The organism is Pricia antarctica (genome assembly GCF_900101815.1).
GTDB classification, from domain to species: domain Bacteria; phylum Bacteroidota; class Bacteroidia; order Flavobacteriales; family Flavobacteriaceae; genus Pricia; species Pricia antarctica.
Genome location: NZ_FNAO01000004.1, coordinates 244,629 through 270,822, shown reverse-complemented (window position 1 = coordinate 270,822; position 26,194 = coordinate 244,629). Strand labels below are relative to the sequence as shown.

25 protein-coding genes are annotated in these 26,194 nt (G+C 42.8%); 2 read left to right on the top strand and 23 right to left on the bottom strand.

What is annotated here, in order from left to right:
* Nucleotides 1–114 precede the first annotated feature (114 nt).
* Entirely contained in the window at nucleotides 115–597 is a 483-nt protein-coding gene (locus BLT07_RS08785; RefSeq protein ID WP_091867815.1) for a hypothetical protein, read from the top strand.
* Between the two features lie 193 nt (nucleotides 598–790).
* Here the strand turns inward: BLT07_RS08785 and BLT07_RS08780 are convergent, their stop codons facing one another.
* The 3 genes from BLT07_RS08780 to BLT07_RS08770 all read right to left on the bottom strand — a co-directional run bounded on the left by BLT07_RS08780 (nucleotide 791) and on the right by BLT07_RS08770 (nucleotide 5,059).
* Nucleotides 791–2,260: an AAA family ATPase gene (locus tag BLT07_RS08780; RefSeq protein WP_091867813.1), complete on the bottom strand. Its 1,470-nt coding sequence runs from the start codon at nucleotides 2,258–2,260 to the stop codon at nucleotides 791–793.
* Between the two features lie 114 nt (nucleotides 2,261–2,374).
* Nucleotides 2,375–3,535 carry a vWA domain-containing protein gene (locus BLT07_RS08775; RefSeq protein ID WP_091867811.1) on the bottom strand — a complete coding sequence of 387 codons (1,161 nt, stop codon included), beginning with the start codon at nucleotides 3,533–3,535 and terminating at the stop codon, nucleotides 2,375–2,377.
* A 126-nt stretch (nucleotides 3,536–3,661) separates the two neighbouring features.
* Nucleotides 3,662–5,059 carry a Gfo/Idh/MocA family protein gene (locus BLT07_RS08770; protein WP_091867809.1) on the bottom strand — a complete coding sequence of 466 codons (1,398 nt, stop codon included), beginning with the start codon at nucleotides 5,057–5,059 and terminating at the stop codon, nucleotides 3,662–3,664.
* Between the two features lie 321 nt (nucleotides 5,060–5,380).
* On the opposite strand from BLT07_RS08770, the gene BLT07_RS08765 reads away from it, so the two are divergent.
* Nucleotides 5,381–6,187 (top strand): DUF1853 family protein, encoded by an 807-nt coding sequence (locus tag BLT07_RS08765; RefSeq protein ID WP_091867807.1) that lies wholly within the window; start codon nucleotides 5,381–5,383, stop codon nucleotides 6,185–6,187.
* A gap of 179 nt (nucleotides 6,188–6,366) precedes the next feature.
* On the opposite strand, the gene hisIE is transcribed toward BLT07_RS08765, so the two are convergent.
* From hisIE to BLT07_RS08665, 20 genes are all read right to left on the bottom strand, one after another.
* The gene (gene hisIE / locus BLT07_RS08760; RefSeq protein ID WP_091867805.1) at nucleotides 6,367–6,966 is read right to left on the bottom strand and encodes a bifunctional phosphoribosyl-AMP cyclohydrolase/phosphoribosyl-ATP diphosphatase HisIE; all 600 of its coding nucleotides are present in this window, start codon (nucleotides 6,964–6,966) and stop codon (nucleotides 6,367–6,369) included.
* 134 nt (nucleotides 6,967–7,100) lie between these two features.
* Complete coding sequence (gene hisF / locus BLT07_RS08755; RefSeq protein WP_091867803.1) at nucleotides 7,101–7,856, bottom strand: imidazole glycerol phosphate synthase subunit HisF; 756 nt, start codon at nucleotides 7,854–7,856, stop codon at nucleotides 7,101–7,103.
* 1 nt (nucleotide 7,857) lies between these two features.
* Complete coding sequence (locus tag BLT07_RS08750) at nucleotides 7,858–8,376, bottom strand: DinB family protein (protein WP_091867801.1); 519 nt, start codon at nucleotides 8,374–8,376, stop codon at nucleotides 7,858–7,860.
* Entirely contained in the window at nucleotides 8,373–9,173 is an 801-nt protein-coding gene (locus tag BLT07_RS08745; RefSeq protein WP_091867799.1) for a 1-(5-phosphoribosyl)-5-[(5-phosphoribosylamino)methylideneamino]imidazole-4-carboxamide isomerase, read from the bottom strand. The genes BLT07_RS08750 and BLT07_RS08745 overlap by 4 nt, the downstream gene beginning before the upstream one ends.
* Nucleotides 9,170–9,751 carry an imidazole glycerol phosphate synthase subunit HisH gene (hisH, locus tag BLT07_RS08740; protein ID WP_091867797.1) on the bottom strand — a complete coding sequence of 194 codons (582 nt, stop codon included), beginning with the start codon at nucleotides 9,749–9,751 and terminating at the stop codon, nucleotides 9,170–9,172. The genes BLT07_RS08745 and hisH overlap by 4 nt, the downstream gene beginning before the upstream one ends.
* Before the next feature lie 43 nt (nucleotides 9,752–9,794).
* Complete coding sequence (gene hisB / locus BLT07_RS08735; RefSeq protein WP_245726481.1) at nucleotides 9,795–10,979, bottom strand: bifunctional histidinol-phosphatase/imidazoleglycerol-phosphate dehydratase HisB; 1,185 nt, start codon at nucleotides 10,977–10,979, stop codon at nucleotides 9,795–9,797.
* A gap of 5 nt (nucleotides 10,980–10,984) precedes the next feature.
* Complete coding sequence (hisC, locus tag BLT07_RS08730; RefSeq protein ID WP_091867795.1) at nucleotides 10,985–12,040, bottom strand: histidinol-phosphate transaminase; 1,056 nt, start codon at nucleotides 12,038–12,040, stop codon at nucleotides 10,985–10,987.
* A 91-nt stretch (nucleotides 12,041–12,131) separates the two neighbouring features.
* Complete coding sequence (gene hisD, locus BLT07_RS08725) at nucleotides 12,132–13,418, bottom strand: histidinol dehydrogenase (RefSeq protein ID WP_091867794.1); 1,287 nt, start codon at nucleotides 13,416–13,418, stop codon at nucleotides 12,132–12,134.
* On the bottom strand, nucleotides 13,415–13,843 hold the full coding sequence (locus tag BLT07_RS08720; RefSeq protein ID WP_091867792.1) for a GNAT family N-acetyltransferase: 429 nt from the start codon (nucleotides 13,841–13,843) through the stop codon (nucleotides 13,415–13,417). The genes hisD and BLT07_RS08720 overlap by 4 nt, the downstream gene beginning before the upstream one ends.
* A gap of 35 nt (nucleotides 13,844–13,878) precedes the next feature.
* Nucleotides 13,879–14,730 carry an ATP phosphoribosyltransferase gene (gene hisG, locus BLT07_RS08715; RefSeq protein WP_091867790.1) on the bottom strand — a complete coding sequence of 284 codons (852 nt, stop codon included), beginning with the start codon at nucleotides 14,728–14,730 and terminating at the stop codon, nucleotides 13,879–13,881.
* A gap of 174 nt (nucleotides 14,731–14,904) precedes the next feature.
* Entirely contained in the window at nucleotides 14,905–15,720 is an 816-nt protein-coding gene (locus tag BLT07_RS08710; protein WP_091867788.1) for a prohibitin family protein, read from the bottom strand.
* Between the two features lie 13 nt (nucleotides 15,721–15,733).
* Nucleotides 15,734–17,791: a vWA domain-containing protein gene (locus tag BLT07_RS08705; protein ID WP_091867786.1), complete on the bottom strand. Its 2,058-nt coding sequence runs from the start codon at nucleotides 17,789–17,791 to the stop codon at nucleotides 15,734–15,736.
* Between the two features lie 122 nt (nucleotides 17,792–17,913).
* Nucleotides 17,914–18,660, bottom strand: coding sequence for a 3-oxoacyl-[acyl-carrier-protein] reductase (fabG, locus tag BLT07_RS08700; protein ID WP_091867784.1), 747 nt, complete (start codon nucleotides 18,658–18,660; stop codon nucleotides 17,914–17,916).
* Nucleotides 18,661–18,729: 69 nt separating this feature from the next.
* Nucleotides 18,730–19,605, bottom strand: coding sequence for a succinate--CoA ligase subunit alpha (sucD, locus tag BLT07_RS08695; protein ID WP_091867782.1), 876 nt, complete (start codon nucleotides 19,603–19,605; stop codon nucleotides 18,730–18,732).
* Nucleotides 19,606–19,785: 180 nt separating this feature from the next.
* Nucleotides 19,786–20,718, bottom strand: a complete 933-nt coding sequence (locus BLT07_RS08690; RefSeq protein ID WP_091867780.1) for a UDP-3-O-(3-hydroxymyristoyl)glucosamine N-acyltransferase — start codon at nucleotides 20,716–20,718, stop codon at nucleotides 19,786–19,788.
* Between the two features lie 49 nt (nucleotides 20,719–20,767).
* Nucleotides 20,768–21,334: an elongation factor P gene (gene efp / locus BLT07_RS08685; protein WP_091867779.1), complete on the bottom strand. Its 567-nt coding sequence runs from the start codon at nucleotides 21,332–21,334 to the stop codon at nucleotides 20,768–20,770.
* Between the two features lie 134 nt (nucleotides 21,335–21,468).
* Complete coding sequence (lpxA, locus tag BLT07_RS08680; RefSeq protein ID WP_091867778.1) at nucleotides 21,469–22,254, bottom strand: acyl-ACP--UDP-N-acetylglucosamine O-acyltransferase; 786 nt, start codon at nucleotides 22,252–22,254, stop codon at nucleotides 21,469–21,471.
* Between the two features lies 1 nt (nucleotide 22,255).
* Nucleotides 22,256–23,650, bottom strand: a complete 1,395-nt coding sequence (locus BLT07_RS08675; RefSeq protein WP_091867777.1) for a bifunctional UDP-3-O-[3-hydroxymyristoyl] N-acetylglucosamine deacetylase/3-hydroxyacyl-ACP dehydratase — start codon at nucleotides 23,648–23,650, stop codon at nucleotides 22,256–22,258.
* A 15-nt stretch (nucleotides 23,651–23,665) separates the two neighbouring features.
* Complete coding sequence (lpxD, locus tag BLT07_RS08670) at nucleotides 23,666–24,700, bottom strand: UDP-3-O-(3-hydroxymyristoyl)glucosamine N-acyltransferase (protein ID WP_091867775.1); 1,035 nt, start codon at nucleotides 24,698–24,700, stop codon at nucleotides 23,666–23,668.
* A gap of 226 nt (nucleotides 24,701–24,926) precedes the next feature.
* Entirely contained in the window at nucleotides 24,927–26,147 is a 1,221-nt protein-coding gene (locus tag BLT07_RS08665; RefSeq protein ID WP_394331309.1) for an HD domain-containing protein, read from the bottom strand.
* Between the last annotated feature and the right edge of the window lie 47 nt (nucleotides 26,148–26,194).

The window sequence follows — 26,194 nt, the reverse complement described above, 5'->3', positions numbered from 1 at the left end:
GACTACAAAATCTGCGGTTTATCGAGTTTTTTAAATAAAGGGTAACATAATACCGTTTTTAGCTTAACGGAATCCATTAAATCGATTTTGTCCCAATCCCAGAAAATTACTGTTATGAAATCCATTTTTAAAATCCTGTCATGGAAAAGCACTATTTATCTTTCCATCGCGGTACTGGTACTGCTTATTATTTTTGATTTTTACGGTCTGTACACGAATAATTTTTATTTATTAAAGCCCGATAATTATTTATTTCCGGTGACTACTTTGATTCATTTCACCTTTTTATACGTCTTAAAATTTAAGATAGAAGAAGATGAATTGACAGATCCCCTTATGCGAAATATAGAGTATATGCTCTATGGCGCATTTTTAATCTATGTCTTCAAAACCTCCGAGATCTTGTCCACACTTACTTCTTACAGTGAATTCGTAAATTATGTCGTGCCCGCTACTTTTCTGCCGTTGGGTATTTCAATTTTTGTCTTACACCTACTTCTTTTGGTATTAACGATATTGGCCATCCATTACCGTAAAGAAATGGTCGGCGAATACAAATTTGATGATATGAACCAGCATGTCGATACTTGGGAGTGAAACAAAAGTATACCGCATTAAAAACCCGGCCAAACAGCCGGGTTTTTGCTTAATGCTCTCTTTGTCAAATTGATAGGAACTTTTGGGAAAGTGGCCTCGATACTCACTTTGATAATTCGAGAAAATTGTTTCTAAGGTTTTTAATGAAGGGCTTTTAATACAGAAAAATTTCTAATAAAAAGTTCATTCTAAATCAAAGCCCGCTAATAAAACTCCCGTACAAATCCTTGAACTGATATCCCTCTGAAAAGCGGTTCTTGCTCAATTTTTTATGGGCCACTAATCCCCACAACAACAATTCCTTTAAGAAATATACATCTGCTTCCGGAAAATCGGGCTGATATTGCTTGATCAGTTGATTCAATTGTGGAATACGATCTAATGCCCGTTTGTATTCCTCGTCGGTAAAGTCATCCAAGAGCTCGAAACCTTCTCCTTGAAAAAACCAATGTACCAGTTCATCGTACGGGGTTTCTGCGTCTTTCTTTTTAAGTTTTTCTATTTTCGGAAAATATTCCGGGAAAAGAGACTTCACCGCATCATCGATTAGGATGGCGGCAACGGCATCGGCACCTTCCTGCTCTCCTTCATAGACCAATTCAATCTTCCCCGTGATGGCCGGAACTACACCCACAAAATCGCTCAATCGGACCATGGTTTTTTCGGCACCGTTCAGTAGTGCCCTTCTTTCGGCAGTACTCAACAGGTTTTCAAAAGCGGAAATACTCGTACGGGCGCTAACGCCACTTTTCGCATCTACATATTCACTGTTACGGGCCTCGAAACTTATCTGTTCTAGAAGATCCTTAGCGATGTCCGGTACATAAACGGCATCGGTTTGGCGTTTGTCCAATTTCGATTCTTGTTCGGTGATTTTACGTGCGGTCACTATATCATCGGGATAATGCGTCAAAATTTGCGAGCCTATTCTATCTTTTAGTGGAGTTACGATGCTTCCTCGATTGGTATAATCCTCGGGGTTGGCGGTGAATACGAATTGGATATCCAAGGGCAATCGCAACTTGAAACCACGGATTTGAATATCACCTTCCTCTAAAATATTGAATAGGGAAACTTGGATTCGGGCCTGTAAATCGGGCAGCTCGTTGATAACAAAAATACAACGATTCGCACGGGGAATCATTCCGAAATGGATCACTCGGTCATCGGCATAGGACAATTTGAGGTTGGCCGCTTTTATGGGATCGACATCTCCGATCAAATCCGCCACGGTAACATCAGGGGTGGCCAGTTTTTCATAAAAGCGTTCTTCTCGGTGCAACCAAGAAATCGGGGTATCGTCCCCTTTTTCCTTAATCAACTCCCTGGAATATCTTGACATCGGTTTTAAGGGATCATCGTTGATTTCGGAACCTTCTACAAAGGGAATCCATTCGTCTAACAGATGGACCATTAGCCGTGCCAAGCGGGTTTTTGCCTGTCCACGAAGTCCGAGTAAATTGATATTGTGCCGTGATAAAATGGCACGCTCCAATTCTGGAATTACAGAATCTTCATAGCCCCATACACCTTGGAAGGTTTCATCGCCATTTTTGATTTTCTCCCGAAGGTTTTCGCGGAGTTCGTCTTTTATACTTTTGCTTTGATAGCCCGCAGCCTTTAATTCGCCGAGGGTTTTAATTTTTTTGTGGTTCAAATTCATAGTTTTAGCGTGAGATATAAGCAATTAAGAACAAGAGGCAGGACTAACACGATTAAAAAAGTTAGTCTTCAGTCTTTGTTCCTTGCTCTTGGATCTCTTTTTATACTTGGTATTTTATTTTAACTTTTTCCTGCGATTCGATTCATAGTCCTCAAAAATCATTTCGCCCAATCCCTTTAATCCCGTGAAAAATGCTTTGCCTTTGTTGGCTTCCGTGAAATGACGGATGAATTGCATCAAATAGGGATCTTGGGCAATCATAAAAGTGGTTATGGGAATATGCAACTTACGGGCCTGACGGGCCATGTTATAACATTTTTCAACAATATAATCGTCCAATCCGACGCTGTTTTTATAATACGTACCATCGGGAAGCCTTAAACAACTAGGCTTACCATCGGTAATCATAAAAATTTGTTTGTTGGTGTTTCGTTTTCGACGGAGCATATCCATGGCCAATTGTAATCCAGCTACCGTATTGGTATGATACGGGCCCACTTTCAGGTAGGGCAGGTCTTTAATGGGAATAGGCCAGGCGTCGTTACCAAAGACCAAAATATCCAACGTATCCTTCGGATAGCGGGTAGTGATCAGTTCGGCAAGAGCCATGGCCACTTTTTTGGCCGGCGTGATCCGGTCCTCGCCATAGAGAATCATACTATGGCTGATATCTATCATAAGCACGGTACTCATCTGTGCCTTATACTGTGTGTCTTCAACCACTAAATCTTCCTCACTGAGGTTAAAATTGCCGATTCCGTGATTTACTTGGGCATTTTTTAAGCTATCGGTCATGGATATATGTTCTAGCCCGTCACCATAGCGGTATTCACGTAAATCTCCGGTATGTTCATCGCCTTGTCCCGATTTTCCAGTTTTGTGATTGCCGGCACCGCTTCGTTTGAGTTTTCCGAAAATCTGGTCCAACGCCCGTTGGCGGATAATACGTTCCATCTTGGCGGTAATGGAAATACTTCCTTTTCCATTGCCATCACCTTCCTCGCCATCTTCACCCATTTGTCCACCGCCATCCTCAAACTCCTCACGGATATATCCTTTCGCTTTCAGTTCCTCTATAAAATCATCTATGGTATATTCGTCGTTGGTGAGTTCATACTCCTTGTCCAGCTCGCGCAGCCAATCGATGGCCTCGTCAAAATCGCCCGAAGTATGGGTGATGAGTTCCTGAAAAATATCGAAAAGTTTTTCGAAGGGAGTTTGATTCGGTGCTTCATACGTCGAAAACCGAAACCCTTGTCTTGTGTTCATTGCCATTATATAAAATTAGGACAATTCGCTGTGATGACCGCTATTTTTAGGAAATGTTAACGGTTCTAAGTAAATCTTTAAACAAAAATGGATCGACGCTGGGCCAATCCATTTTTTTGGGTATTTAATACATCAATCTACAATCGCCAGTGCATCAGTCTTTTTCCATGAACCTCTGGTAAAATCCGGAAATTCTTGTGGGGCGCCGTTCGCTGCGACCGAGGCTTCGCTCAAAGGCCCGACCGCACTCCAAAGACAACCTTCATATAGGTTCTGATCTAACGGTTCTCCTTTTCGTAAACATTCCACAATACGATAGAGCATCATGAAATCCATTCCGCCATGACCGCCCATTTTTGTAGCGAGTTCGCCGAGACGTTTGTATAGTGGATGCTCATATTTTTCAAAGATTTTCTGCAGACCGTCACCTTCGGCCCACTCATGATGGTTTTCCGTGACCCCTTCTATACCACCTTCCAGGGCCACCCGATTAGGGAATCCGGCCAAAGCGCCTTTGGTTCCTTGAATCAGGTTATGTCTGGTATACGGCCGCGGACTGGTCTCGTCCCATTGCACCATGATGGTTCGGCCCATTTCGGTTTTTATGATGGACGTATTGATATCCCCACCTTTAAAATCCAATTGATTCCATTTGTGATCCGCGGGAAAGTTCTTTTCCGCGTATAACTGACGACCCTTGGCCGGGGATGAAAAGGAATTCATAAACTTAAAATTATCTTCTCCCCTGGCGATATTCATATATTGGGCAACAGGCCCCAAGCCATGCGTAGGATACAGATTACCATTGCGATGTGCATAATGTGGGGTTCGCCATGATCCGGTGCCGCGATCGACATCTTCCATTTGCGACCTTAGTTCATGAATATAGGCCGCTTCACCATGCAGTAGTTCACCGATTACACCCTGTCGGCACATATTAAGATACAATAGCTCTTCACGACCGTAGTTGACATTTTCCATCATCATGCAGTGTTTCTTGGTCTTTTCCGAAACGTCGACCAACTGCCACATTTCTTCCACTGTAAGGGCCAAAGGTACTTCGACAAACGCATGGGTTCCCGCGTTCATGGCGCCAATGGCCATGGGCGCATGCAATTCCCAAGGCGTGGCAATGATTACGGCATCCGGTTTTTGCTCTTCGAGCATTTTTTTCCAATCGTTCTCCCCGTTCGTGTACAATTTTATTTTTTTATGCCTTTGTCCTTTACCCAGTTCTTTACAGGCTTCTTCGGACTTTTTTGCCAAATCTTCGTAGAGATCTGAAATAGCAACGATTTCGGTACCCTCGATGGAAGCAATCTGTTTCGCATGGCCAGATCCACGGGAACCGACACCGATAAAGGCAAAACGGACGGTATCTAACTTTGGGGCTACGAATCCACCCATATATTGCGCGCTGGAAACCCGATGTTGGGAAAACATGTTCGCTTTTGAAATACTTGGCGTAAAGGCTATTCCCGCCCCTACTAATGAAGTTTTTTTAAGGAAATTTCTTCTGTTTGAATTCATGTGTTCGTTTTTTTTTAGAATGACGAGTTTATTGCACCTAGTTTCAGGGGAAGCCAAATTCCAGGATTGCCTATGCACCATTTCGGCTTTAACTTAAAACTAGATATAATCTACAAGATAAAAAAGTTTTGTCGATTTTCTTCAAAATGGTTAGAAACCGTACTGGGAAACTGTCAAATAACCAGTATTATCCTAAATTCCAGTACTCTTTTAATTTAATAGGCTCGGCTCGGCAACCCGCTTTTAAATCGACATTAGATAGGATGTATATTTAGCGACCCTATTTCAAGGTTCAAATACGATACAATATCTTTGTACGCCATGATCGATAAACGCTTTATCGGATTTCTCAATACTCCGCCATTATGGACAAAGGAGCAGTTTGGCTTACCTCAATTCAAGTTTCCGGAAATCGATTTGACCAATTTTCAGTCTCACCCCATTCCGCAACGTCTACGTCTGGGCCATCAAATGGAGCATGTCTTTCGGCAGTTGGTTGAAGGCTCACCGCAGTATGAGATCCTCTTACATAACCTACCTATCAAGCAGCGTAACCGTACTATCGGGGAAATCGATTTTATAGTGCGAGATGTGGAAACCGAACACGTATTACATGTCGAACTGACCTACAAGTTTTACCTCATCGATACGGCTATTTCAGCACCCGTTCATCAGTTAATAGGTCCCAACCGTCGGGATATGTTTTTTACGAAAATGGAAAAGATAAAACAGCGGCAGTTTCCTCTTTTACACACGGATGAGGGAAGCGATGCACTTCAAGCAAAGGGAATCGATCATGAAAAAATTATACATCAATGCTGCTTTAAGGGGCAATTGTTCATTCCTTACCGAGAATCCGAGATTCATATCCGGCCGTTGAACAACGCCTGTGTTCAGGGATATTGGTTACAATTCGATGCGTTGAATACAAAGGAATTCCGAGGATATTCCTATTACATTCCTTATAAATCTGAATGGGTCGTACCGCCGCATAACGATGTATATTGGAAAACCCATTTTGAAATTTTAATGGATATCAATTTGCGGATGATACAAGAAAATGCCCCAATGGTCTGGATGCGAAAATCGGAAACGGAATTTGAGAAGATTTTTGTGGTGTGGTGGTGAAAATAATTCTAGCGGCTATTCGTTAAAATCGCAAACGGCCCTACCTAGAAATTTTCGGTTTGGCACGTTCTTATGATCATAAAACGAGGCATTACCATCGCTAAATCGTAAAAGCCTTGCCTGATTGGCATCGTAAGCGGTGGCGCTTCAATATAATTCGAGCAACACAAATTACAAAATTATTTATGCCTCTTTTTTAACTCGGCTTCAATATCCTTCAAAGTGAAGCCTTTGGCCTGGAGCAAAATCAAGTAGTGAAAAAGTAAGTCCGCACTTTCGTACAAGAATAGTTCGTCGTTATCGTCTTTGGCCTCGATGACGGTTTCAACGGCCTCCTCCCCTACTTTTTGTGCGATTTTGTTGATGCCCTTTTCAAAGAGAGATGCTACATACGACTTGCTGCCGTCGGATGAAGTGCGGCGCTGTTCGATGACGTCTTCCAAGTAAGAGAGAAATCCGAAATTTGAAACGTTTTCCTTGTTCCAGCACGTATCGCTTCCAGTATGGCAGGTCGGGCCTTCGGGGTTTACGGAAACCAACAAGGTGTCATTATCACAGTCGTTTTTAATATTGACCAGGTTTAGAAAATTACCGCTCTCCTCCCCTTTGGTCCACAAACGCTGTTTCGAGCGGCTGAAAAAGGTCACTTTTTTGGTTTCTTGGGTTTTTATCAAAGCGGCCTCGTTCATATAGCCAAGCATCAAGACATTCTTTGTGATTGCATCTTGTATGATAGCGGGTATTAGGCCGTCTGGGTTTTTATTGAAGTTTACTTTCATAATAGTAATTCTTTTCTTGATCTGGCGGCAATCGAGAGATTTAACCGTTGCTAGGCACCACTCTGCACTCAGGGAGACGTTTTTTCGACTTCGCTCGGGTTAAATTATTATCGACTCTCTCCGTATGATATTTTTTATAGTCTTACGGGGATTCCGTTTTTCTTTAAATTTTCTTTTAAATCCTTTATCCCGATTTCTTTAAAGTGGAAGACGCTTGCCGCCAATGCTGCATCGGCTTTTCCAATGGTAAATGTATCCATGAAATGCTGCATGTTGCCTGCACCGCCCGATGCGATGATTGGAATGTTCAATTCCTTTGATAATCGGGCCAAAGCTTCATTGGCGAATCCGTCTTTGGTACCGTCGTGGTCCATAGAAGTGAACAGAATTTCCCCGGCACCGCGTTCCTCTACTTCCTTGGCCCATTCGAACAGCTTGCGCCCCGTCGGGACTTTTCCTCCTATAAGATGTACGATCCATTCCCCATCAATTCGCTTGGCGTCAATAGCAACAACGATACATTGCGAGCCGAATTTGGCGACCAGATCATTGATTAATTGCGGATTCTTGACCGCGGAAGAATTAATGGAAACCTTATCCGCACCTTTCTGTAAAAGCATATCTACATCTTCCACAGATGAAATTCCTCCGCCGACCGTAAAGGGAATGTTCACCTTTTCGGCAACATGGTACACCAATTCCGCCAGCGTTTTTCGTTTTTGTTCGGTTGCCGATATATCCAAGAACACGAGTTCATCGGCGCCTTCCTTACTGTAGATTTCTGCAAGTTCGACCGGGTCACCGGCATCGCGCAAATCGATGAAATTTACACCTTTGACCGTACGGCCGTCTTTGATGTCCAGACAGGGGATAATTCTTTTTGCTAGCATTTCAATCTTTATTCTTGATGGAAAGGTCTACATCTTTGTAAAATTCCAAATCTTTATTCTTCAATTGTTTTACCCAAAAGGCTATTTGGCCGGTGTGGTAGGAAAAGTGTTCGACCACATGGATAATGATGCCTATTCCTGAATATGAAAAACCTTGAACTTCCCGTTTATGAAGTAATTTTTCCAAAGAACAATGCGTGATAACCGACTTGGCATCAAGCACGGTATACGTCAATTTTTCGAGCAGCTCTTTTTTTTTAGCCCCGGAATTCACCGAAAACTCCAAGGCCCTTTCCCGAATATCAGGTCTCTCGCCCAAGGACGAGATGGCATATTGGCTTATATTGCCGCAAACGTGCAGTAGTATATTAGCTATACTGTTTGATGCCGTGTTCGGTTTCTGCCAAAGTTCCTCCTCGGAAATTCCGTTTAGACTTATCTCAACCATTCGCATACCTTCTTCCAAACGATAGATCGCGTTGTCTATAAATTCCGAAAGGATTGCTTTCTCGGGTCTCATACGGACTGTATATAGTTTTCAAGAACCTTTAAACTGATCCTATTTTCGTAAATCGCTTTTCCGATTATCGTTCCTTCACAACCAATTTCTGCTAACTTAGGAAGTTCATCAAAAGCGGATATTCCACCGCTAGCTATCAATTTTAATTTGGATGTGACTTTGAGTGCCGTCGATAGTTCATCGCTTCTCGACGAACCCTGTGCCAAAAGTGTTTCAGGTGCTCGAACGGACATTTCGATTATTTTTCGGTACAAATCGAACGATGGCCCTTCCAACATGCCATCCTTTGCAATATCTGTGCAAATTACGTATTGAATCCCTTTTTTTTGATATGATTTAATGAAAGGAATCAATTCCTCCGAAGATTCTTCTTGCCATCCTGAGACCGCTACTTTCTCGTCCATGGCATCGGCCCCGAGAATAATCCTTTCTGCCCCATACTTTTCGATCCATCCGACGAAAGTATCGGTATTCCTAACGGCTATGCTTCCACCAGTAATTTGCCTAGCACCGCATTCAAACGCGATACGCAGGTCATCATCGGTTTTTAGCCCCCCTCCAAAGTCGATTTTCAGAGTGGTCTTTAAAGCGATTTGCTCTAAAACCTTGTGATTTACGATGTGATTAGATTTCGCACCATCTAAATCGACCAGATGCAGGTATTCAATGCCATGTGCTTCAAACTCCTTGGCTACTTCCAGTGGATTTTCGTTGTAGATTTTTTTGGTGTCGTAATCTCCTTTAGAGAGCCGTACGCACTTTCCGTCTATGATATCTATGGCAGGAATTATCCTCATAGGTTTAAAAAATTTTGTAAAATCCGGGCCCCGGCCTCACTGCTTTTCTCGGGATGAAATTGGGTTCCATAAAAATTATCCTTTTGCAAAGCGGCACTGTAACTTAATTCGTATTCCGATTCGGCAATCGTTGCATCACATAAGGGCGCATAATAACTGTGAACCAAATAAATATGTTCGTTATTTCTAATTTCCTTAAAAATTCCGGATTTTAAATTTGATATTTGATTCCATCCAATTTGTGGAACTTTTACGGCATTCGAGAACTTTACAACATCGGTGTTGAAAATGCCAAGACCTTTCGTATTTCCCTCTTCCGAAGAATTGCACATCAGCTGCATACCCAGACAAATGCCCAGAACAGGTTGTTTTAAATCGGGAATTATTTTATCGATTCCACTTGCCCGCAACTTTTTCATAGCACTACTCGCCTCCCCCACTCCTGGGAAGATGACCTTGTCAGCATGCTGTATCTCTTTGATGTCATGGCTCAAGATGGCTTCATATCCCAACCGTTGAATCGCGAATTTGATGCTTTGAATATTTCCGGCACCATAGTTAATAATAACAATCTTCATTTTTTAGTATGATACTGATAACTAATTCTTTAAATAAACCAACCTAAAGTATCCCTTTAGTGCTGGGTAACACCATCTTATCCATATCGCGTTTCACCGCCATCTTGATCGATTTCGCAAACGCCTTGAAAATCGCCTCTATTTTATGATGCTCGTTGGTGCCTTCGGCCTTAATATTCAAATTGGCCTTAGCGCCATCCGTAAAGGATTTGAAGAAATGATGGAACATTTCTGTGGGCATATCACCTACTTTTTCCCTTTTAAACTCCACATCCCAAACGAGCCAGTTGCGTCCGCCAAAGTCGATGGCTACCTGTGCCAAACAATCGTCCATGGGGAGACAAAAGCCATAGCGTTCGATACCCAGTTTTTTCCCCAAGGCCGTATGGAAAACTTCTCCCAACGCAATAGCCGTGTCTTCGATGGTGTGATGTTCATCGACTTCCAAATCGCCGTCGACCTTGATCTCAATGTCCATTTGGCCGTGGCGGGCGAGTTGGTCAAGCATATGATCAAAAAACGCCAAACCGGTTTTAATATCACTTTTACCCGTGCCATCAAGATTGACCTTTATAGAAATGTCTGTTTCATTGGTTTTTCTATGAATTTCGGAAAGCCTATTTTCAAGCTTTAAAAACTCATAAATCTTCCCCCAATCATTACTTTCCAAAGCAATCACCGAACTAAGTTCTTCTTGTTTTACTGTAATTTCGCCAGTTCCCAAATCAGTGCCATCATTGATAAAAATACCTTTAGAATTCAAATTTTTAGCGAGTTCCATGTCCGTAAGTCGATCCCCGATGACGTAGGAATTTTTCAAATCGTACGCTTCCGTGAAATAGTCCATTAGTAAACCGGTGCCCGGTTTTCGGGTATCGGCATTTTCATGGGGAAAGGTCCGATCTAAAAAAACCTTGTTGAACACCACGCCTTCGTTTTCAAAGGATTTTAGGATAAAATTATGTACCGGCCAAAAGGTGTCTTCCGGGAAGGAATCGGTGCCCAATCCGTCCTGATTGGTAATCATAACCAACTCATATTCCAGTTCTTTGGCTATTTTTGACAAAAAAGTGAAAACTTTCGGGTAGAAAATCATCTTTTCAAAGCCATCGATCTGCTCATCGAGGGTTTCCTTGATAATCGTACCGTCACGATCTATAAAAAGTACTTTCTTTTTGACCATCCCTGAACCCGTAGTATTTGAACTATCCTTTTCTAACTTCTTCATTCCACCTAATTTATTTCCTTCAAGGCCATTACCAACTTAATATTTTCTTCCGGAGTGCCGATCGTAAATCGAAGTGTGTTTTCGCAGAGGGGTTGATTGCTCCGGTTTCGGGTTACGATTCCTTTGTTCAGTAACTGTTGGTATCGGACATCGGCATCATCGACCTTTACCAAAATAAAGTTAGCGTCGGAAGGATAAACCTTTTCGATAAAATCAATATGCTTCAACACTTTGATCACCATTTTTTTTTGGTGCAGTATTTCAGCTATTTCCAAGCGGATTCTGGAAACACTCTGCAGCCTTTTCAATGCGTGGTTCTGTGTCAGCTCATTGATATTGTAAGGGGGTTTGATTTTGTTCAGAACGGATATTATTGCTTTGGACGCCAAACAAATACCCAATCGTATACCCGCTAATCCGTAAGCTTTGGACAACGTTTGGGTGACGATAAGATTGGGATATTCCTTCAATTTTTTTGACCAGCTTTGTCCGTCCGAAAAATCGATATAGGCTTCGTCAATGACCACCAAACCGCTGAAATTTTCAAGCAATTGGATCATTTTTTTCTCCGAAAAGCTGTTGCCGGTAGGATTGTTCGGGGAACAGAGAAACAATAACTTGGAATTTTCGTCAGCCCGCTCTAAAATTTTGTCTACATCGGGTTGAAAATTTTCGGTAAGCAATATTTCGCGATTTTCGATATGGTTGATAGCGGCAAGTACCTTGTACATCCCATAAGTCGGGGGCAAAGTAATGATATTGTCCACTTTAGGCTCGCAGAATGTCCGAAAAATCAGATCCAAAACTTCATCGCTTCCGTTACCAAGCAGCATATTTTCAATAGGAACCGCTTTCCGGTCCATTAAAACGGACTTCAAACGCCGCTGCTGGGGATCGGGATAGCGATTCACCCCATTCTCGAACGGGTTCTCGTTAGCATCCAAAAACACCATTTGGGAACCATCGGCGACGTATTCGTCGCGGGCCGAAGAATAGGGTTTTAGGCCTTTAACGTTTTCCCGAATCAAGCTTTGGATATTAAAATCTTTTTTTATTGGCATTTCTTTGTCATACTATTCAGTTAGTAAACCGTTTGGGTTGTTTATGCCCCAGCCCATTACACCGGACTTTCTGCTCTAAAAAAGGGAGGTGTTACTTTTTCAAACTCTCCAATCGCAACGTCACCGCGTTTTTATGAGCTTGCAATCCTTCCGCTTCGGCCATGATTTCTATGGCATTTCCGATTTCTTTAATGCCCTCTTCGGTTATTTTTTGAAAGGTCATACTTTTCATAAAACTGTCCAAGTTTACACCACTGTATTGTTTAGCGTAACCGTTTGTGGGTAAGGTATGATTAGTTCCGCTAGCGTAATCGCCTGCGCTTTCTGGTGTGTAATTACCTATAAATACCGAACCGGCATTCATCGTATGGTCTATATAAAAATCCTCGTTTTCGACACAAACGATATAATGTTCCGGGCCGTATTCGTTGATCAAATCGATGGCCATTCTGTCATCGATAACAAAAATCAACTTGCTGTTATCTATGGCCTTTTGCGCAATCTCTTTCCTAGGCAATTTTGCGATTTGTTTTTCAACCTCTTTTTCTACCGCATTGATCATTTCTTTGGATGTTGATACCAAAATCACCTGACTATCCGTTCCGTGTTCTGCCTGGCTCAATAGATCGGAAGCTACAAAGACCGGATTGGCGGTATGGTCCGCTACGACCAAAAGTTCGCTCGGTCCGGCGGGCATGTCAATAGCTACACCGTATTTCGTTGCAATTTGCTTGGCTACCGTCACGTACTGATTGCCCGGTCCGAATATTTTATAGACCTTTGGGACGCTCTCCGTGCCAAAGGTCATGCCTGCAATAGCCTGTATACCACCAACCTTAAAAATTTGGGTTACTCCGCAGAGGTTCGCCGTGTACAAAATCGCCGGGTGTATTTTACCCTCCTTGTCTGGAGGTGAGCACATGACTGTTTCTTGGCAGCCCGCAATGGCCGCGGGAACGGCCAGCATTAAAATGGTCGAGAACAGAGGCGCGGTTCCTCCGGGAATATACAGTCCGACTTTTTGAATCGGTCGCTTTTCCTGCCAACAGCGGACCCCCTTTACCGTTTCCACCTCGATTTTATCCGTTATTTGGGCTTTATGGAAGGTCTCGATATTCATTTTCGCCAATTGGATGGCATCCTTCAATTCAGAGGAAACCTGAGTTTTGGCTTCTTCTATTTCCATTTCAGAAACCCTTAAGGTATCCAACGCAACCTTATCGAATTCCTCGGTGTACGTTTTTAATACGTGATCACCTTCCTTTTGAACTTCCTTGAAAATAGTATTTACCTGCTGCTCGATATCGGCAACGGTCTGCGTTGGGCGTTTTAATACGTCCTTCCAATCGGCTCTATTTGGGCTGTATATCTTATTCATCTATTTAATTGTTTCTGAAAGTGATACCCAACCACTTCATACCCTTGCACTTTCCAAAAATGCGTCCCGGATTCATTATCTGTATCGCAATTTAGTTCGGAAGCTACACAGCCAATCGAATTGGCGTAGTCAAAAATCCAGTTCATCAATAACTTACCAATTCCTTTGCCCTGATATTCAGGCAATAGAAAGACATTGTCTGGTTCAATATGCTTGCCTACATAGTATTTAACGAGTACCCACATTCCAGAAATGCCTATCAGTTTATCGTCATCAAGAACACCAACACATTGATAGCCTTGTAAAACCATGTCCTGTAAACGGTTTCTTAGTAAATTATGAGTGATTTTTGGGTTTAATTGTGCCAATAAGGGAACAATCAAATCCATTTTTTCCTTTTCTATAAAACGAATATTCAAATCCATATTTACGTGATGCGATTTTACGTATTGCCGAGATCTTAAAGTACCATTTTCTCAATGGGACACACCAAAATACCCTCGGCGCCGGCCTCTTTCAGTTCATGAATGACCTCCCAAAATTTGTCTTTGTTGATGACCGTATGCACGGAACTCCATCCCATTTCGGCCAAAGGTAAAACCGTGGGACTTCGCATTCCGGGAAGCAGCGATAAAATTCGATCCAGTTTGTCGTTCGGCGCATTGAGCAAAACGTATTTCGATTGCCGAGCCTGTAAAACGGAGCGAATACGGAATTGAATCTTCTTTAATATCTCTCTTCGAACTTCGGATATTTTCGGGGAAACCGCTAACACGGCCTCACTTTTCAGCATCACCTCGACTTCCTTTAAATTATTCTTAAACAACGTACTTCCGCTGGAGACGATATCACAAATGGCATCCGCTAATCCAATATTCGGGGCAATTTCCACGGAACCATTAATGATATGCAAATCGGCAGTGACTCCGTTTTTCTTCAAATAATTCCGAACGGTATTTGGGTAGGATGTTGCAATGCGTTTTCCTTCAAAATCCTGCACCGAAGCGTATTTTACGGATTTTGGTACGGCGAGGGATACTTTGCATTTCGAGAAGCCCAATTTTTCGGCAATCTCTATGTCCTCGCCCTTCTCGATCAAGACATTCTCCCCGATTATGGCAATATCTACCACACCGTCCCTTAAATACTGGGGGATATCACCGTTTCTAAGGTAAAAAACTTCCAACGGGAAATTTCGGGATGATGCCTTCAATTGATCTTTACCGTTGTCTATCGAGATACCGCAGTCTTTTAAGATTTGTAGGGAATCTTCGTTTAAACGTCCGGATTTTTGAATGGCTATTCGTATCATAAAATCTATTAATTAAAAAACCCGCTTGATTGCTCAACCGGGTCGTAAAAATATGTGAGTACACTACATACTATTTTACCTCGCTTGAGCGCAAGTATAAAAATGATGATATGTGTGCTTGTTTTTCATTATTCATGTAAAATTAAAACTTAATTCCGACCGACCAAATTTATTTTAATTATTTCCTAAAATCAGGGGAAGGCCCGATTCACCGCTTCCGACAATGACGACCTTGGCATTGGCCGATTGGGCGAGCCTTAGGGTGGCGTCGATACCTTTGTCCTGTAAAATCTTGTCGGTTAAGGAGGCACTAAGAATTTTGTTTGCATTGGCCTTTCCCTGTGCTTCAATGGTAACTTTTTCAGCTTCTTTCTTAGCGGTGACCAATCGAAATTCATATTCCAAAGATTCCTGCTCTTGTTTCAATTTACGCTCAATGGCCTCTTTTATGGTTGGCGGTAAGGTGACGTCGCGTACCAATACCTCGTTCAACTGAATGTACTGGCCGTCAACTATTTTTTTGGTCTCTTCAAAAATTTCCTCCTGAATGGCGTCCCGCTTACTGGAATACAATTGCTCCGGCGTATATCGTCCTACGACACTTCTTGCCGCCGACCGTATGGTAGGTAAAAGAACACGCTGAATATATTCCGTTCCCTTTTCTTGGTGTAGTTTACCCAATAATTCACGTTTTGGTTCGAACCATATGGAAGCGTCCAATTTAATTTCCAGTCCGTTTGAAGATAATACCTGCATTTTTTCGAACACCTCTTGTTGTCTCACCTCATAGATAAACACTTTGTTCCAAGGGGCTACGATATGAAAACCTTCTCCCATCGGTAGTTCATCGGTCACTACTCCCCCACCAAAAGTTTTATAAAGAACCCCGGCCTGACCGGATTCGATAGTTATGGCAGATTTTGAAATCAAGATGACCAGCACAATAAGGCCGAAAATAATAGGTAATGCAATTTTTGGTAATTTATCCATAGTTATTCTTTGTTTAAATGAGTCCGTTATACTTTCTTATAATCCACTCCGCAGCCAATACGGCTGCGATCAGTGCCAATAGCATTCGGAAATCGATCAAAGATACGGTATTTTGTTCGCCTTTCTGAACAGGCAAAAAACGATTGTCTTTTGATAGGTCTGATACTAGGGTCTCAATTTGTGACGGGAAATAAAGCTCGCCCCCCGTATTCTCAGCCAAACGTCCTAATTTCTGATAATCGGTCGTTAGCAGTTGTTTTTCCACGTCAAAATCAAGAATGGTGAAACTGCCTGATTTAGAGAGGTTTTCATTGCGTACAGTTACTGTAAAATCATAACTGCCCGGTGCTAGATTACTTAAATCCGATTCGTAGTAGCTTCCTTTTAAAAGCATGGGCATCTCAGTTACGGAATCCGTCCCCGTATTTTTAAGCTTTAGGTCTATCGTCGCGTTGGCCTCGAAAACATAGGTTTCGTCGAAATAGGTGGCCGTAATCTTGGCGGAGCTACTTCCTGCATAGACCGTACTATACTCCAATGTTAAGCGTTCCTTCGACGTATTGGTAGAAAGGTAGAGTACCAATTTACCCATAAATTCATCGAAATTCTTGAAGTTTTGTTCGTTGCGAAAACTCTGCATCCGCCATTTCCAGCTATTTTCCCCAAATAATACGGCTTCCCTTTGGGTACCATTTTTAATGACCGCAAGCAAAGGCTGGTTCAATTCCGTACCTTTGATACGCTGAGTCAAAAGAACCTCCCCCGAATTATCAAGCTGTATCTCTCCCAAGTTACTGTTCAACGGCGGAAAATCCTGAATCGAAAAATCACTGATATTAAAAAGTCCAAAACCAGAATTTAAGGTAGGGAAAACCTCCTCTGATTGATTATAACTGTTTTTTGAAAAGCCCTTTTGCGCCTTATTCAAGAAATTCCAGTCCGTTTCTGTGCCCGTAATGGTGAAAACATTAGCCTTTTTCTTTTGGATATAATCGTATACGGTTTTAAAGGAAGCATCGGGCTGATACAGTATAAACAGGTCGACATCGTCAAACTGCTTCACATCGCTATTCGGTTTGTTTATGGAGACTGAACGCTGCTCATTACTCTCGATTGCCTTTTTTAAAGCCCCTATATCAGGATGTGATAGGTTAGAAACAAGGGTAATATCTGTCTTTTCGTCTATAACCTCTACCGCAATCTGTCGGGAATTGTTGCTCGTGTTCCGTTCCTGATGCAAGGAATCGATGGAAACCACAATGTTCTTCACACCTACTGAATTGGCATCCAAAAGGGTATTGATTGTCTTTGAATTGTCCGTATCCGAAAATGAAATGTTCTCCCGAAATACCGGCTGCCCATCGACCGATACCTTTAGGGCGGATCGCACCTCGCTCTTTCCTTTGTAGGACAAATAAATTTCAATAGGATATTTATTTTTAAGGAAGGCATATCGGTTCGCGTTCACCTGCGCAATCACGACATCATCATAGCGCGTAGTATCGCCTATAGCAATAGGATAAATGGGAAACTTTTGCTTTTTGCCGTAAAACTCATAATCCTGTCCCAAGGTTTGGTTGCCATCGGTCAACAGCAGTAGGGCGGAATTCGAAGCGGAATTAATTTCTTGAATTGCTCGTAAAGCAGCTGTTATATTGGTATTTTTTTGCGTGAAAACGGAATCGGACTTTAGGGGAGAGCTGTTATCCATGACGTCTACACCCATTAATTTCGTTCCAAAACCGTAGCCTTGTAAATTAAAACGATCCTTAATCGCATTATTATCCGCGATATCATTTAAAATCTTTTGGATGGTATCCTTCGATGATGCCACGGAAGTAGAATTATCCACCAAAACCAACAAATTGGCCTTTTCGATGCGATATTCGTTTTTGGTAAACTTGGGATTGATCAGCAACAGAAAGACCCCGAACAAAGCCAAAAAGCGTAAAGAGGAAAGGATTAGGGTTAAGCTGCCCTTTCGTTTGGTTCTGTAGTAATACTGGAACAGTACAATACCTAAAGCAACAAGGGCTGCTAGGATGATTAGGAATACTGTTTGGATGTTCATTGTTTTTAGTAGTTAGTACTTAACAGTAAGTACAAAGTAGCGGACGGAGGTTGTATTTTTGTGAAATTCTAGCACCAAAAAATCGCAACTAAACTCCTAAACGAATAAACCCATAAACTTTTTTAGGTAAGCATCCCCCCATCGACGTTCAAAACCTGACCGGTCACGTATAGGGAAAGGTCTGAAGCAAAAAAGAGGCAGGCATTGGCAATATCTTCGGGAGATCCGCCGCGTTTTAAGGGAATAGCTTCTCGCCAGCCCTGTACTGTTTTTTCGTCAAGCTTATCCGTCATTTCTGTTTCTATAAATCCAGGAGCGATGGCATTGCAACGGATATTGCGAGAGCCCAGTTCCAAAGCCACAGATTTCGTAAAACCGATCATACCCGCCTTGGAGGCCGCATAATTGGTCTGGCCTGCATTGCCTTTGACACCCACAACACTGCTCATGTTAATTATGGAACCGCTCCGCTGTTTCAGAAAAGTACGCTGTACGGCCTTGGTCATATTAAAGACGGACTTAAGGTTGATTTCGATAACACTATCAAAGTCAGCCTCTGACATACGCATCAGAAGATTATCCTTAGTGATGCCAGCATTGTTGATAAGGACATCGATGCCGTCAAAATCCTCCAAAACCTTTGCAACCAGCGTACCTGCCTGTTCAAAGCTTGCAGCGTCGCTTTTATAGGCTTTAGCCTTCACACCTTTAGCTACCAGTTCCTTTTCCAATTCCAAAGCCGGTTTTTCACTTGAACTGTAGGTGAATGCCACATTGGCCCCATGATCTGCGAATATTTCGGCAATGCCTTTTCCGATACCTCGACTGGCACCGGTTATGATGACGTTTTTTCCTTCTAACAATTTCATCGTAACGTAGATTTTATGGGAATTGGGTTTTGGCAATTCGACTGTGCTCGGCACGACAGTTTTGGGATTTTATTTTCCCATGACCTCTTTCACTTTCAATCCGATTTCGGCGGGGGAATCCACCACATGGATGCCGTGTTCCCGCATGATTTTCTTCTTGGCCTGTGCGGTATCGTCGCTACCGCCGACAATGGCACCGGCGTGGCCCATAGTCCTGCCCGCAGGGGCAGTTTCTCCGGCTATAAATCCGATTATCGGTTTTTTGCTACCGCTCGCTTTATACCATTTTGCGGCATCGGCTTCCAATTGTCCCCCAATTTCACCGATCATGACAACGGCTTCCGTCTCGGGATCGTTGATCAAAAGCTCGACGGCATCCTTGGTGGTCGTTCCAATAATAGGATCTCCCCCGATACCAATGGCTGTGGTGATGCCCAATCCTTGTCGAACGACCTGATCGGCCGCTTCATAGGTTAAGGTTCCCGATTTAGAAACGATTCCTACAGTTCCCTTTTTAAATACAAAGCCCGGCATGATGCCTACTTTGGCCTCTCCGGGAGTAATGACACCGGGACAGTTGGGGCCAATCAAACGGCAATCCCTATGTTTTATGTAATCCGCCGCTTTTACCATATCGGCTATAGGAATTCCTTCAGTGATGGTAATAATTACTTTTATGCCGGCATTGGCAGCTTCCATAATGGCATCGGCGGCAAAGGCCGGTGGCACGAAGATGATGCTCGTATCGGCGCCTACCTTTTCAACGGCTTCGGCCACGGTGTTGAAGACAGGTCTTCCCAAATGCTCTTGTCCCCCTTTGCCCGGAGTCACGCCACCGACGACCTGGGTGCCATATTCGATCATTTGTTCGGCATGAAAAGTGCCCTCGCTTCCTGTAAAACCTTGTACGATTATTTTGGAATCTTTATTGACTAATACGCTCATTGTTTCAGGTTTGTAGTTTAGTGTTTATCGTTTGGAAAAAAATTCAGAGATTAAAAAGTTAAGGGGATTGAAAGCATTAATTAGACGTTCTAAAACCCTCAATGCCTATTATCCCGTTCCCTTTTTAAGAATCACAAAAATATGGGATTGAAAAGGATTTTTAAAGGTTTCGGGGCGTAATTATTGCCCCATATTCTTCAAAATAGCTGGTATTTTCTTAACGTTAGCCAATTGTTTCAATTTTTCACGGGATTCCTCAATGGGCGTCCCAAAATAACTTTTTCCTCCCGGAACGGATTTAGTTACGCCCGTTTGGCCCATTATGACGGCTTTTTTTCCGATGGTTATTCCACTTGTAGTACCTACCTGGCCCCAAAGAGTTACTTCGTCCTCAATAATGACGCAGCCCGCAATGCCAGTTTGGGAAGCGATAAGACATTTCTCACCAATCACCGTATCGTGGCCGACATGTACTTGATTATCGAGTTTCGTACCTTTTTTTATCCTAGTATCTCCCGTAACGCCCTTGTCTATCGTACACAGCGATCCCAGTTCAACATCATCCTCTAAAACCACCCTTCCGCCTGAAATTAATTTATCGAAACCCTCGGGTCTGTTCTTGTAATAAAAGGCGTCGGAGCCTAGAACTGTGCCGGAATGCAGAATAACATTGTTGCCAATGACACAATTGTCATATATGGATACGTTGGCATGAATCAAACAATTTTCACCGATGACCACATTATTTCCAATAAAGACGTTGGGTTGAATCACCGTATTTCGCCCAATGACCGCAGAAGTGGCTATGGCGTTCAAAGCTTTTTCAAAAGGCCTGAAAAACGTGGTCAAGGTATTAAAATCACGAAAGGGATCCTCGGAAATCAATAGGGCCTTTCCTGTCGGACATTCAACCTTTTTATTGATAAGTACGACTGACGCCTTACTGTTCAATGCTTTATCGTAATACTTTGGATGATCTACGAAAACGATATCCCCCTCTTTCACCACATGAATCTCGTTCATCCCCAAAACCGGAAAGTCATCCGCACCAATGTACTCGCAACCAATTAGGGTAGCGATTTGTTTTAGGGTATGGGGGGTTGGAAATTTCAATGGGCAGTACGTATTGATTATTAAGTTCTTTTTATAAACTAAACCGCCATCATTCCTTAACCCTTTCCATGTAGGAACTGGTGGCAGTATCGACTTTAATCTTATCCCCTTCGTTGATGAACAAAGGCACGTTAATCTCCGCACCGGTCTCCACTTTGGCGGGCTTGGTGGCATTGGTAGCGGTATTTCCTTTTACACCCGGTTCGGTATAGGTAATTTCTAGGATAACGCTGGCGGGCATGTCTACGGAAAGGGGCATGGCATCTTCCGTATTGAATAAAATGGTAACTACTTCACCTTCCTTTAATAAATCGGGTGTGTCCAAAGCGCCTTCTTGAAGGGCTATCTGGTTATAGTCGTCGGTATTCATAAAATGATAGGTCTCTCCCTCTGCGTACAAGAACTGATAGGAACGTGTCTCGACACGTACATCCTCAATTTTATGGCCTGCGGAGAACGTATTGTCCAACACCTTGCCCGAAGTCACGCTCCTTAATTTCGTGCGGACAAAAGCCGGCCCTTTGCCCGGTTTTACGTGTAAAAATTCAATGATTTTATAGATATCGTTATTGTAGCGAATGCAAAGTCCTTTGCGTATATCGGATGTTGATGCCATGTTAAAGTTTAAGGTTTACTATTTAAGGTTTGAAGTTCAAGGTCTACTATGCTCTTGGAAGGTTCAAGTTTTTTAGGGATACCCTTTACTTTGAACAGCTACGCAATAGCGATTGAAGTTTGAATCATTCCGGGTCAACTGTTACTAAAATATCCCTTCATAATCCCACGTTGCGAATCACGGATAAACTGAAGGATTTCGTCCCTTTCGGGAGTGGCTTCCATTTCGGCTTCGATGATTTGTGTGGCTTGGGAATTATTATAATTTTTTTGATAGAGGATACGATAGATATTCTGTATTTCCCGGATTTTTTCCGATGAGAATCCTCTTCTACGTAATCCGACGGAATTGATACCTACATAGGATAATGGCTCCCGAGCCGCCTTTACAAAGGGAGGCACATCTTTACGTACCAAAGAACCACCGGTGACAAACGCGTGCTGCCCAACGGATACGAACTGGTGCACGGCTACGAGGCCCGCCAAAATAACATTATCCCCGATCGTTACGTGGCCTGCCAAGGTCGAATTATTGGAAAATATGCAATTGTCACCGACAATACAATCATGGGCGATATGGCAATACGCCATAATCAGGCAATTTTTCCCGATTACGGTCTTATTTCTATCCGAAGTGCCCTTATGTATGGTCGCGCATTCGCGTATCGTCGTGTTGTTGCCGATGGTTACCGTGGTCTCCTCACCTTTGTATTTTAAATCTTGAGGCGGAGCGGAAATGACGGCACCGGGAAAGATATTGCAGTTTTTTCCGATGCGGGCACCTTCCATAATGGTCACGTTCGAACCGATCCAAGTGCCATCCCCGATAATTACGTTATTATGGATGGTCGTAAAAGGCTCGACCACCACGTTTTTAGAGATTTTGGCACCCGGGTGGATGTAGGCAAGGGGTTGGTTCATGTTATTTTGTTTCTTTTACCTTGACAATCTGTGCCATTAATTCCGCTTCACACACCAATTTATTATTGGCGTAGGCGTAGGCCTGCATATGGCAAATGCCCCTTCTGATCGGAGAAATCAAGCTACAATGGAAAATCAGGGTATCGCCCGGTAATACCTTTTGTTTGAATTTCACATTATCCATCTTCATAAAAAGCGTGAGGTAATTCTCGGGGTCAGGTACCGTACTTAGCACCAAGATACCACCGGTCTGCGCCATCGCCTCTACTTGAAGTACCCCTGGCATAACGGGAGCTCCCGGAAAATGCCCTATAAAGAAAGGTTCGTTCATGGTCACATTTTTCATACCGACCACGTGCGTTTTGGACAGCTCTATAATCCGGTCGACAAGTAAAAATGGGGGTCGGTGCGGGAGCATATCCATAATCTGGTGGATATCCATCAAAGGCGGTTGAGTCAAATCGTACTGGGGTATCTTATTTCGCTTTTCGGCCTTGATGATTTTGGCCAGCTTTTTAGCGAACTGCGTGTTGATGTAGTGACCTGGTTTGTTGGCGATAACTTTTCCACGAATGCGGGTACCAGCAAGGGCCAAATCTCCGACAACATCCAATAACTTATGCCTTGCGGCCTCGTTGGGCTGGTGCAGGGTTAGATTATCTAATATACCGTTTGGTTTTACCGAAAGCTTTTTCTTATCAAAGGCATCCTCCAGCTTCTTCATGGTGCCTGCGGATATCTCTTTGTCAACATACACGATAGCATTGTTCAGGTCACCTCCTTTGATGAGCCCATTTTCCAACAGCATCTCGAGTTCATGAAGAAAACTAAAGGTTCTGGCACTTGCTATCTCCTCCTTGAAGTCCGACAAGTTGTCCAAGGTGGCATTTTGTGTACCCAAAACTTTGGTGCCGAAATCTACCATAGTAGTTACTTGATAGGTTTCTGCAGGAATTATAGTCAGTTCGCTGCCAGTGGCCTCGTCCTTATAGGAAATGACATCCTTTACAACGAATTCTTCCCGCTCCGCATCCTGTTCCTTCGCCCCAACGATTTCAAGAGCTTCCACAAAATATTTCGCGGAACCATCCATAATCGGTGGTTCGGGAGCATCAAGCTCGATCAAAACATTATCGATTTCCATACCTACTAAAGCAGCCAAAACATGCTCGGAGGTCTGTATTTTCACCCCTCTTTTTTCTAGGTTGGTTCCACGTTGGGTATTCACAACGTATTCGGCATCGGCTTCAATAATGGGTTCGCCTTCCAAATCGACTCTTTTGAAAGCATAGCCGTGATTTACGGGTGCGGGAACAAATTTCATGGTCACGTTAGCACCGGTATGAAGACCGACGCCCTTAAGAATGACCTCTTTGTTAATGGTTCGTTGTTTCATTTGTAAATTGAAAATTCATACTCCTTTAGGGTGGATACTATTTTTTTCAAGCTCGTCGAGCCGATGGGAAATTTTCGGCAGATTTTTAAAATGGACGTACGATTTATTGTAGTCGCCATAGTTAAGCGCAGGCGAACCTTGCAAGATCTCGTTGCTACTTACGTTGCCTCCAATACCGGACTGTGCCTGGATTCTGACATTGTCACCGATGGTAATATGGCCTACGATACCCACTTGCCCCCCGATCATACATCTTCTTCCTATTTTGGTCGATCCCGCAATTCCGGTTTGAGCGGCGATAACCGTATGTTCCCCTATTTCTACGTTGTGGGCAATTTGAATCTGGTTGTCAAGTTTTACCCCTCTTCGTAAGATGGTCGAGCCCAAGGTCGCCCGGTCAATGGTCGTACCGGCGCCTACATCTACATCATCTTCTAAAATAACATTTCCGGTTTGAGGTATTTTTTGGAATTCCCCATTTTTATTGGGACTAAATCCAAAACCGTCCGCACCGATTACAACACCACTATGTATGATACAATTTTTACCGATAACCGATTCGGAATAAATCTTGGCTCCCGCAAAAACGATGACATTATCTGCAATGGAAACGTTATCGCCAATATAAACGTTCGGATAAATCTTCACATTATCGCCAAGGCTCACGTTATTACCCAAGTAAGCGAATGCTCCAAGATAAACCTCCGTACCGTAAGACACGTTGTCCGACAGATACACGGGTTGCTCTATACCGGTTTTGTTATTCTTTACCTGATTGTAATATTCAAGAATACGCGAAAAGGATTCATAGGCATCTTCGACCTTTATCAAGGTGGTATTTAACTTCTGCTCGGGAACGAAGTTTTTATTGACAATGGTAACGGATGCTTTTGTGGAGTATATATAGGATGTATACTTCGGATTGGCCAAAAAGGTCAGTGACCCTTTTTCACCTTCCTCGATTTTGGCCAATCTATGAACGGCTATTTCCGGGTCTCCCTCAAGAACCCCCTCTAAAATACCCGCAATCTGACCTGCCGTAAAAACCATAGGAACAAAAGTAAGAAAAATAGTTTATGCATTGTAGTTTATGGTTTGGGGTTTATTGGATGGGGTATATGGGTTGCGGATAGACTGTAAGTTATACAATATAACGGCTCGCATTAAGGAAGCCGTGGATCGCTTTGCAATGGATTAATTAGTAGTGATCGATAGAGTAAAACCCCGAATACACAATTCTGAACCCATAGCTTTTTTATACTGCCATTGCTTACTATTAGTGTCCGCTTTCTTTCGGATGGCACACATAATACTTGACCACCTTCTTAGATAGCGCTTTCAAGTTCAACTGGTCGGATGCTTTGGCAACATCGACAAGCTTACCGCTTTTTCTAAGGATATTGATATTCTGAAGTTCTTGATCATAGGCTTGATTTTCAATGGTTCCGGTAAAAACGAAATAGCCGGCCTCGTAATCGGTAAGGCTATGCTTCTTCCTAAAACGCTCTTTATATTTCTTTAACCGCGCGTCGTCAATGGGTTTGTCCTTAAGCTTTATTTTCAATAAATGTCGCTCAATTATCATGTGACATAATCGGGACAACACAAAATCGGGATGGTCTTGCCAAGCTTTTAAAGCGGCCAAAATATCGACATCATCGAGCTTGGCGAAATTATCGAGAACGGACCTGTTGAAATTTTGCTTGTCGATTTTACGCTCTAGAAAAAACCGTAACGCATTACTACAGACTAAAGTTTGTCCCTTCAAAACTAGCTCTTTGGCCCGTTTAAGACTGCGAATCAGTAATTGCTCGGCGACGATACCCGTTTTATGAAGATATACTTGCCAGTACATAAAACGCCGTGCCATTAGGAATTTTTCTACGGAATAGATTCCCTTTTCCTGAACGACCAATTTGTTATCTACTACGTTCAGCATGGTAATTAAGCGTTCGGCATTGATATTGCCCTCGGCAACACCTGTATAAAAGCTATCACGTTTTAAATAATCCATCCTATCCATATCCAATTGGCTCGATACCAATTGGTTTAAAAATGGCTTGTGATATCGGCCTTTGAAGATTTCGATGGCCAGCGTTAAACTTCCGTTAAACTTATCGTTCAAAGCCTGCATGAACATCAATGAAATGTGTTCATGGCTCGTACCTTCGACAATACTATGCTCCATGGCATGCGAAAACGGACCGTGGCCGATATCGTGTAATAGGATGGCGCAGTATAGTCCGTTTTCCTCCTCGGTAGTTATTTCAATTCCCTTTAAACGAAGTACTTGTATCGCCTGTTGCATAAGATGCATGCATCCCAGCGCATGATGGAAACGGGTGTGATGTGCCCCTGGATATACTAAATAGGATAGCCCCATTTGAGAAATACGGCGCAATCGTTGAAAATAGGGTTCAGCGATCAGGTCGAACAGAAGAGGATTGGGAATGGCAATAAATCCGTAAATTGGATCATTGAAAAATTTTAACTTCATAGCGGTTTTCAAAATATAATTTGTTCGGAGCTGATTCGACGAATTCA

What these genes read in the sequence shown, in the direction of transcription:
- BLT07_RS08675 (WP_091867777.1), bottom strand. Translation starts at nt 23,650, where the DNA reads ATGAAACAACGAACCATTAACAAAGAGGTCATTCTTAAGGGCGTCGGT.
- lpxD (WP_091867775.1), bottom strand. Translation starts at nt 24,700, where the DNA reads ATGGTTTTTACGGCAGGTCAGATTGCGGGTATTTTAGAGGGGGTTCTT.
- BLT07_RS08765 (WP_091867807.1), top strand. Translation starts at nt 5,381, where the DNA reads ATGATCGATAAACGCTTTATCGGATTTCTCAATACTCCGCCATTATGG.
- BLT07_RS08780 (WP_091867813.1), bottom strand. Translation starts at nt 2,260, where the DNA reads ATGAATTTGAACCACAAAAAAATTAAAACCCTCGGCGAATTAAAGGCT.
- hisF (WP_091867803.1), bottom strand. Translation starts at nt 7,856, where the DNA reads ATGCTAGCAAAAAGAATTATCCCCTGTCTGGACATCAAAGACGGCCGT.
- BLT07_RS08745 (WP_091867799.1), bottom strand. Translation starts at nt 9,173, where the DNA reads ATGAGGATAATTCCTGCCATAGATATCATAGACGGAAAGTGCGTACGG.
- hisD (WP_091867794.1), bottom strand. Translation starts at nt 13,418, where the DNA reads ATGAATAAGATATACAGCCCAAATAGAGCCGATTGGAAGGACGTATTA.
- sucD (WP_091867782.1), bottom strand. Translation starts at nt 19,605, where the DNA reads ATGAGCGTATTAGTCAATAAAGATTCCAAAATAATCGTACAAGGTTTT.
- BLT07_RS08770 (WP_091867809.1), bottom strand. Translation starts at nt 5,059, where the DNA reads ATGAATTCAAACAGAAGAAATTTCCTTAAAAAAACTTCATTAGTAGGG.
- BLT07_RS08665 (WP_394331309.1), bottom strand. Translation starts at nt 26,147, where the DNA reads ATGAAGTTAAAATTTTTCAATGATCCAATTTACGGATTTATTGCCATT.
- lpxA (WP_091867778.1), bottom strand. Translation starts at nt 22,254, where the DNA reads ATGAACCAACCCCTTGCCTACATCCACCCGGGTGCCAAAATCTCTAAA.
- hisB (WP_245726481.1), bottom strand. Translation starts at nt 10,979, where the DNA reads ATGAAGAAGTTAGAAAAGGATAGTTCAAATACTACGGGTTCAGGGATG.
- BLT07_RS08710 (WP_091867788.1), bottom strand. Translation starts at nt 15,720, where the DNA reads ATGGATAAATTACCAAAAATTGCATTACCTATTATTTTCGGCCTTATT.
- hisH (WP_091867797.1), bottom strand. Translation starts at nt 9,751, where the DNA reads ATGAAGATTGTTATTATTAACTATGGTGCCGGAAATATTCAAAGCATC.
- BLT07_RS08720 (WP_091867792.1), bottom strand. Translation starts at nt 13,843, where the DNA reads ATGGATTTGAATATTCGTTTTATAGAAAAGGAAAAAATGGATTTGATT.
- BLT07_RS08775 (WP_091867811.1), bottom strand. Translation starts at nt 3,535, where the DNA reads ATGGCAATGAACACAAGACAAGGGTTTCGGTTTTCGACGTATGAAGCA.
- fabG (WP_091867784.1), bottom strand. Translation starts at nt 18,660, where the DNA reads ATGAAATTGTTAGAAGGAAAAAACGTCATCATAACCGGTGCCAGTCGA.
- hisIE (WP_091867805.1), bottom strand. Translation starts at nt 6,966, where the DNA reads ATGAAAGTAAACTTCAATAAAAACCCAGACGGCCTAATACCCGCTATC.
- BLT07_RS08785 (WP_091867815.1), top strand. Translation starts at nt 115, where the DNA reads ATGAAATCCATTTTTAAAATCCTGTCATGGAAAAGCACTATTTATCTT.
- hisC (WP_091867795.1), bottom strand. Translation starts at nt 12,040, where the DNA reads ATGCCAATAAAAAAAGATTTTAATATCCAAAGCTTGATTCGGGAAAAC.
- efp (WP_091867779.1), bottom strand. Translation starts at nt 21,334, where the DNA reads ATGGCATCAACATCCGATATACGCAAAGGACTTTGCATTCGCTACAAT.
- BLT07_RS08705 (WP_091867786.1), bottom strand. Translation starts at nt 17,791, where the DNA reads ATGAACATCCAAACAGTATTCCTAATCATCCTAGCAGCCCTTGTTGCT.
- hisG (WP_091867790.1), bottom strand. Translation starts at nt 14,730, where the DNA reads ATGATACGAATAGCCATTCAAAAATCCGGACGTTTAAACGAAGATTCC.
- BLT07_RS08750 (WP_091867801.1), bottom strand. Translation starts at nt 8,376, where the DNA reads ATGAGACCCGAGAAAGCAATCCTTTCGGAATTTATAGACAACGCGATC.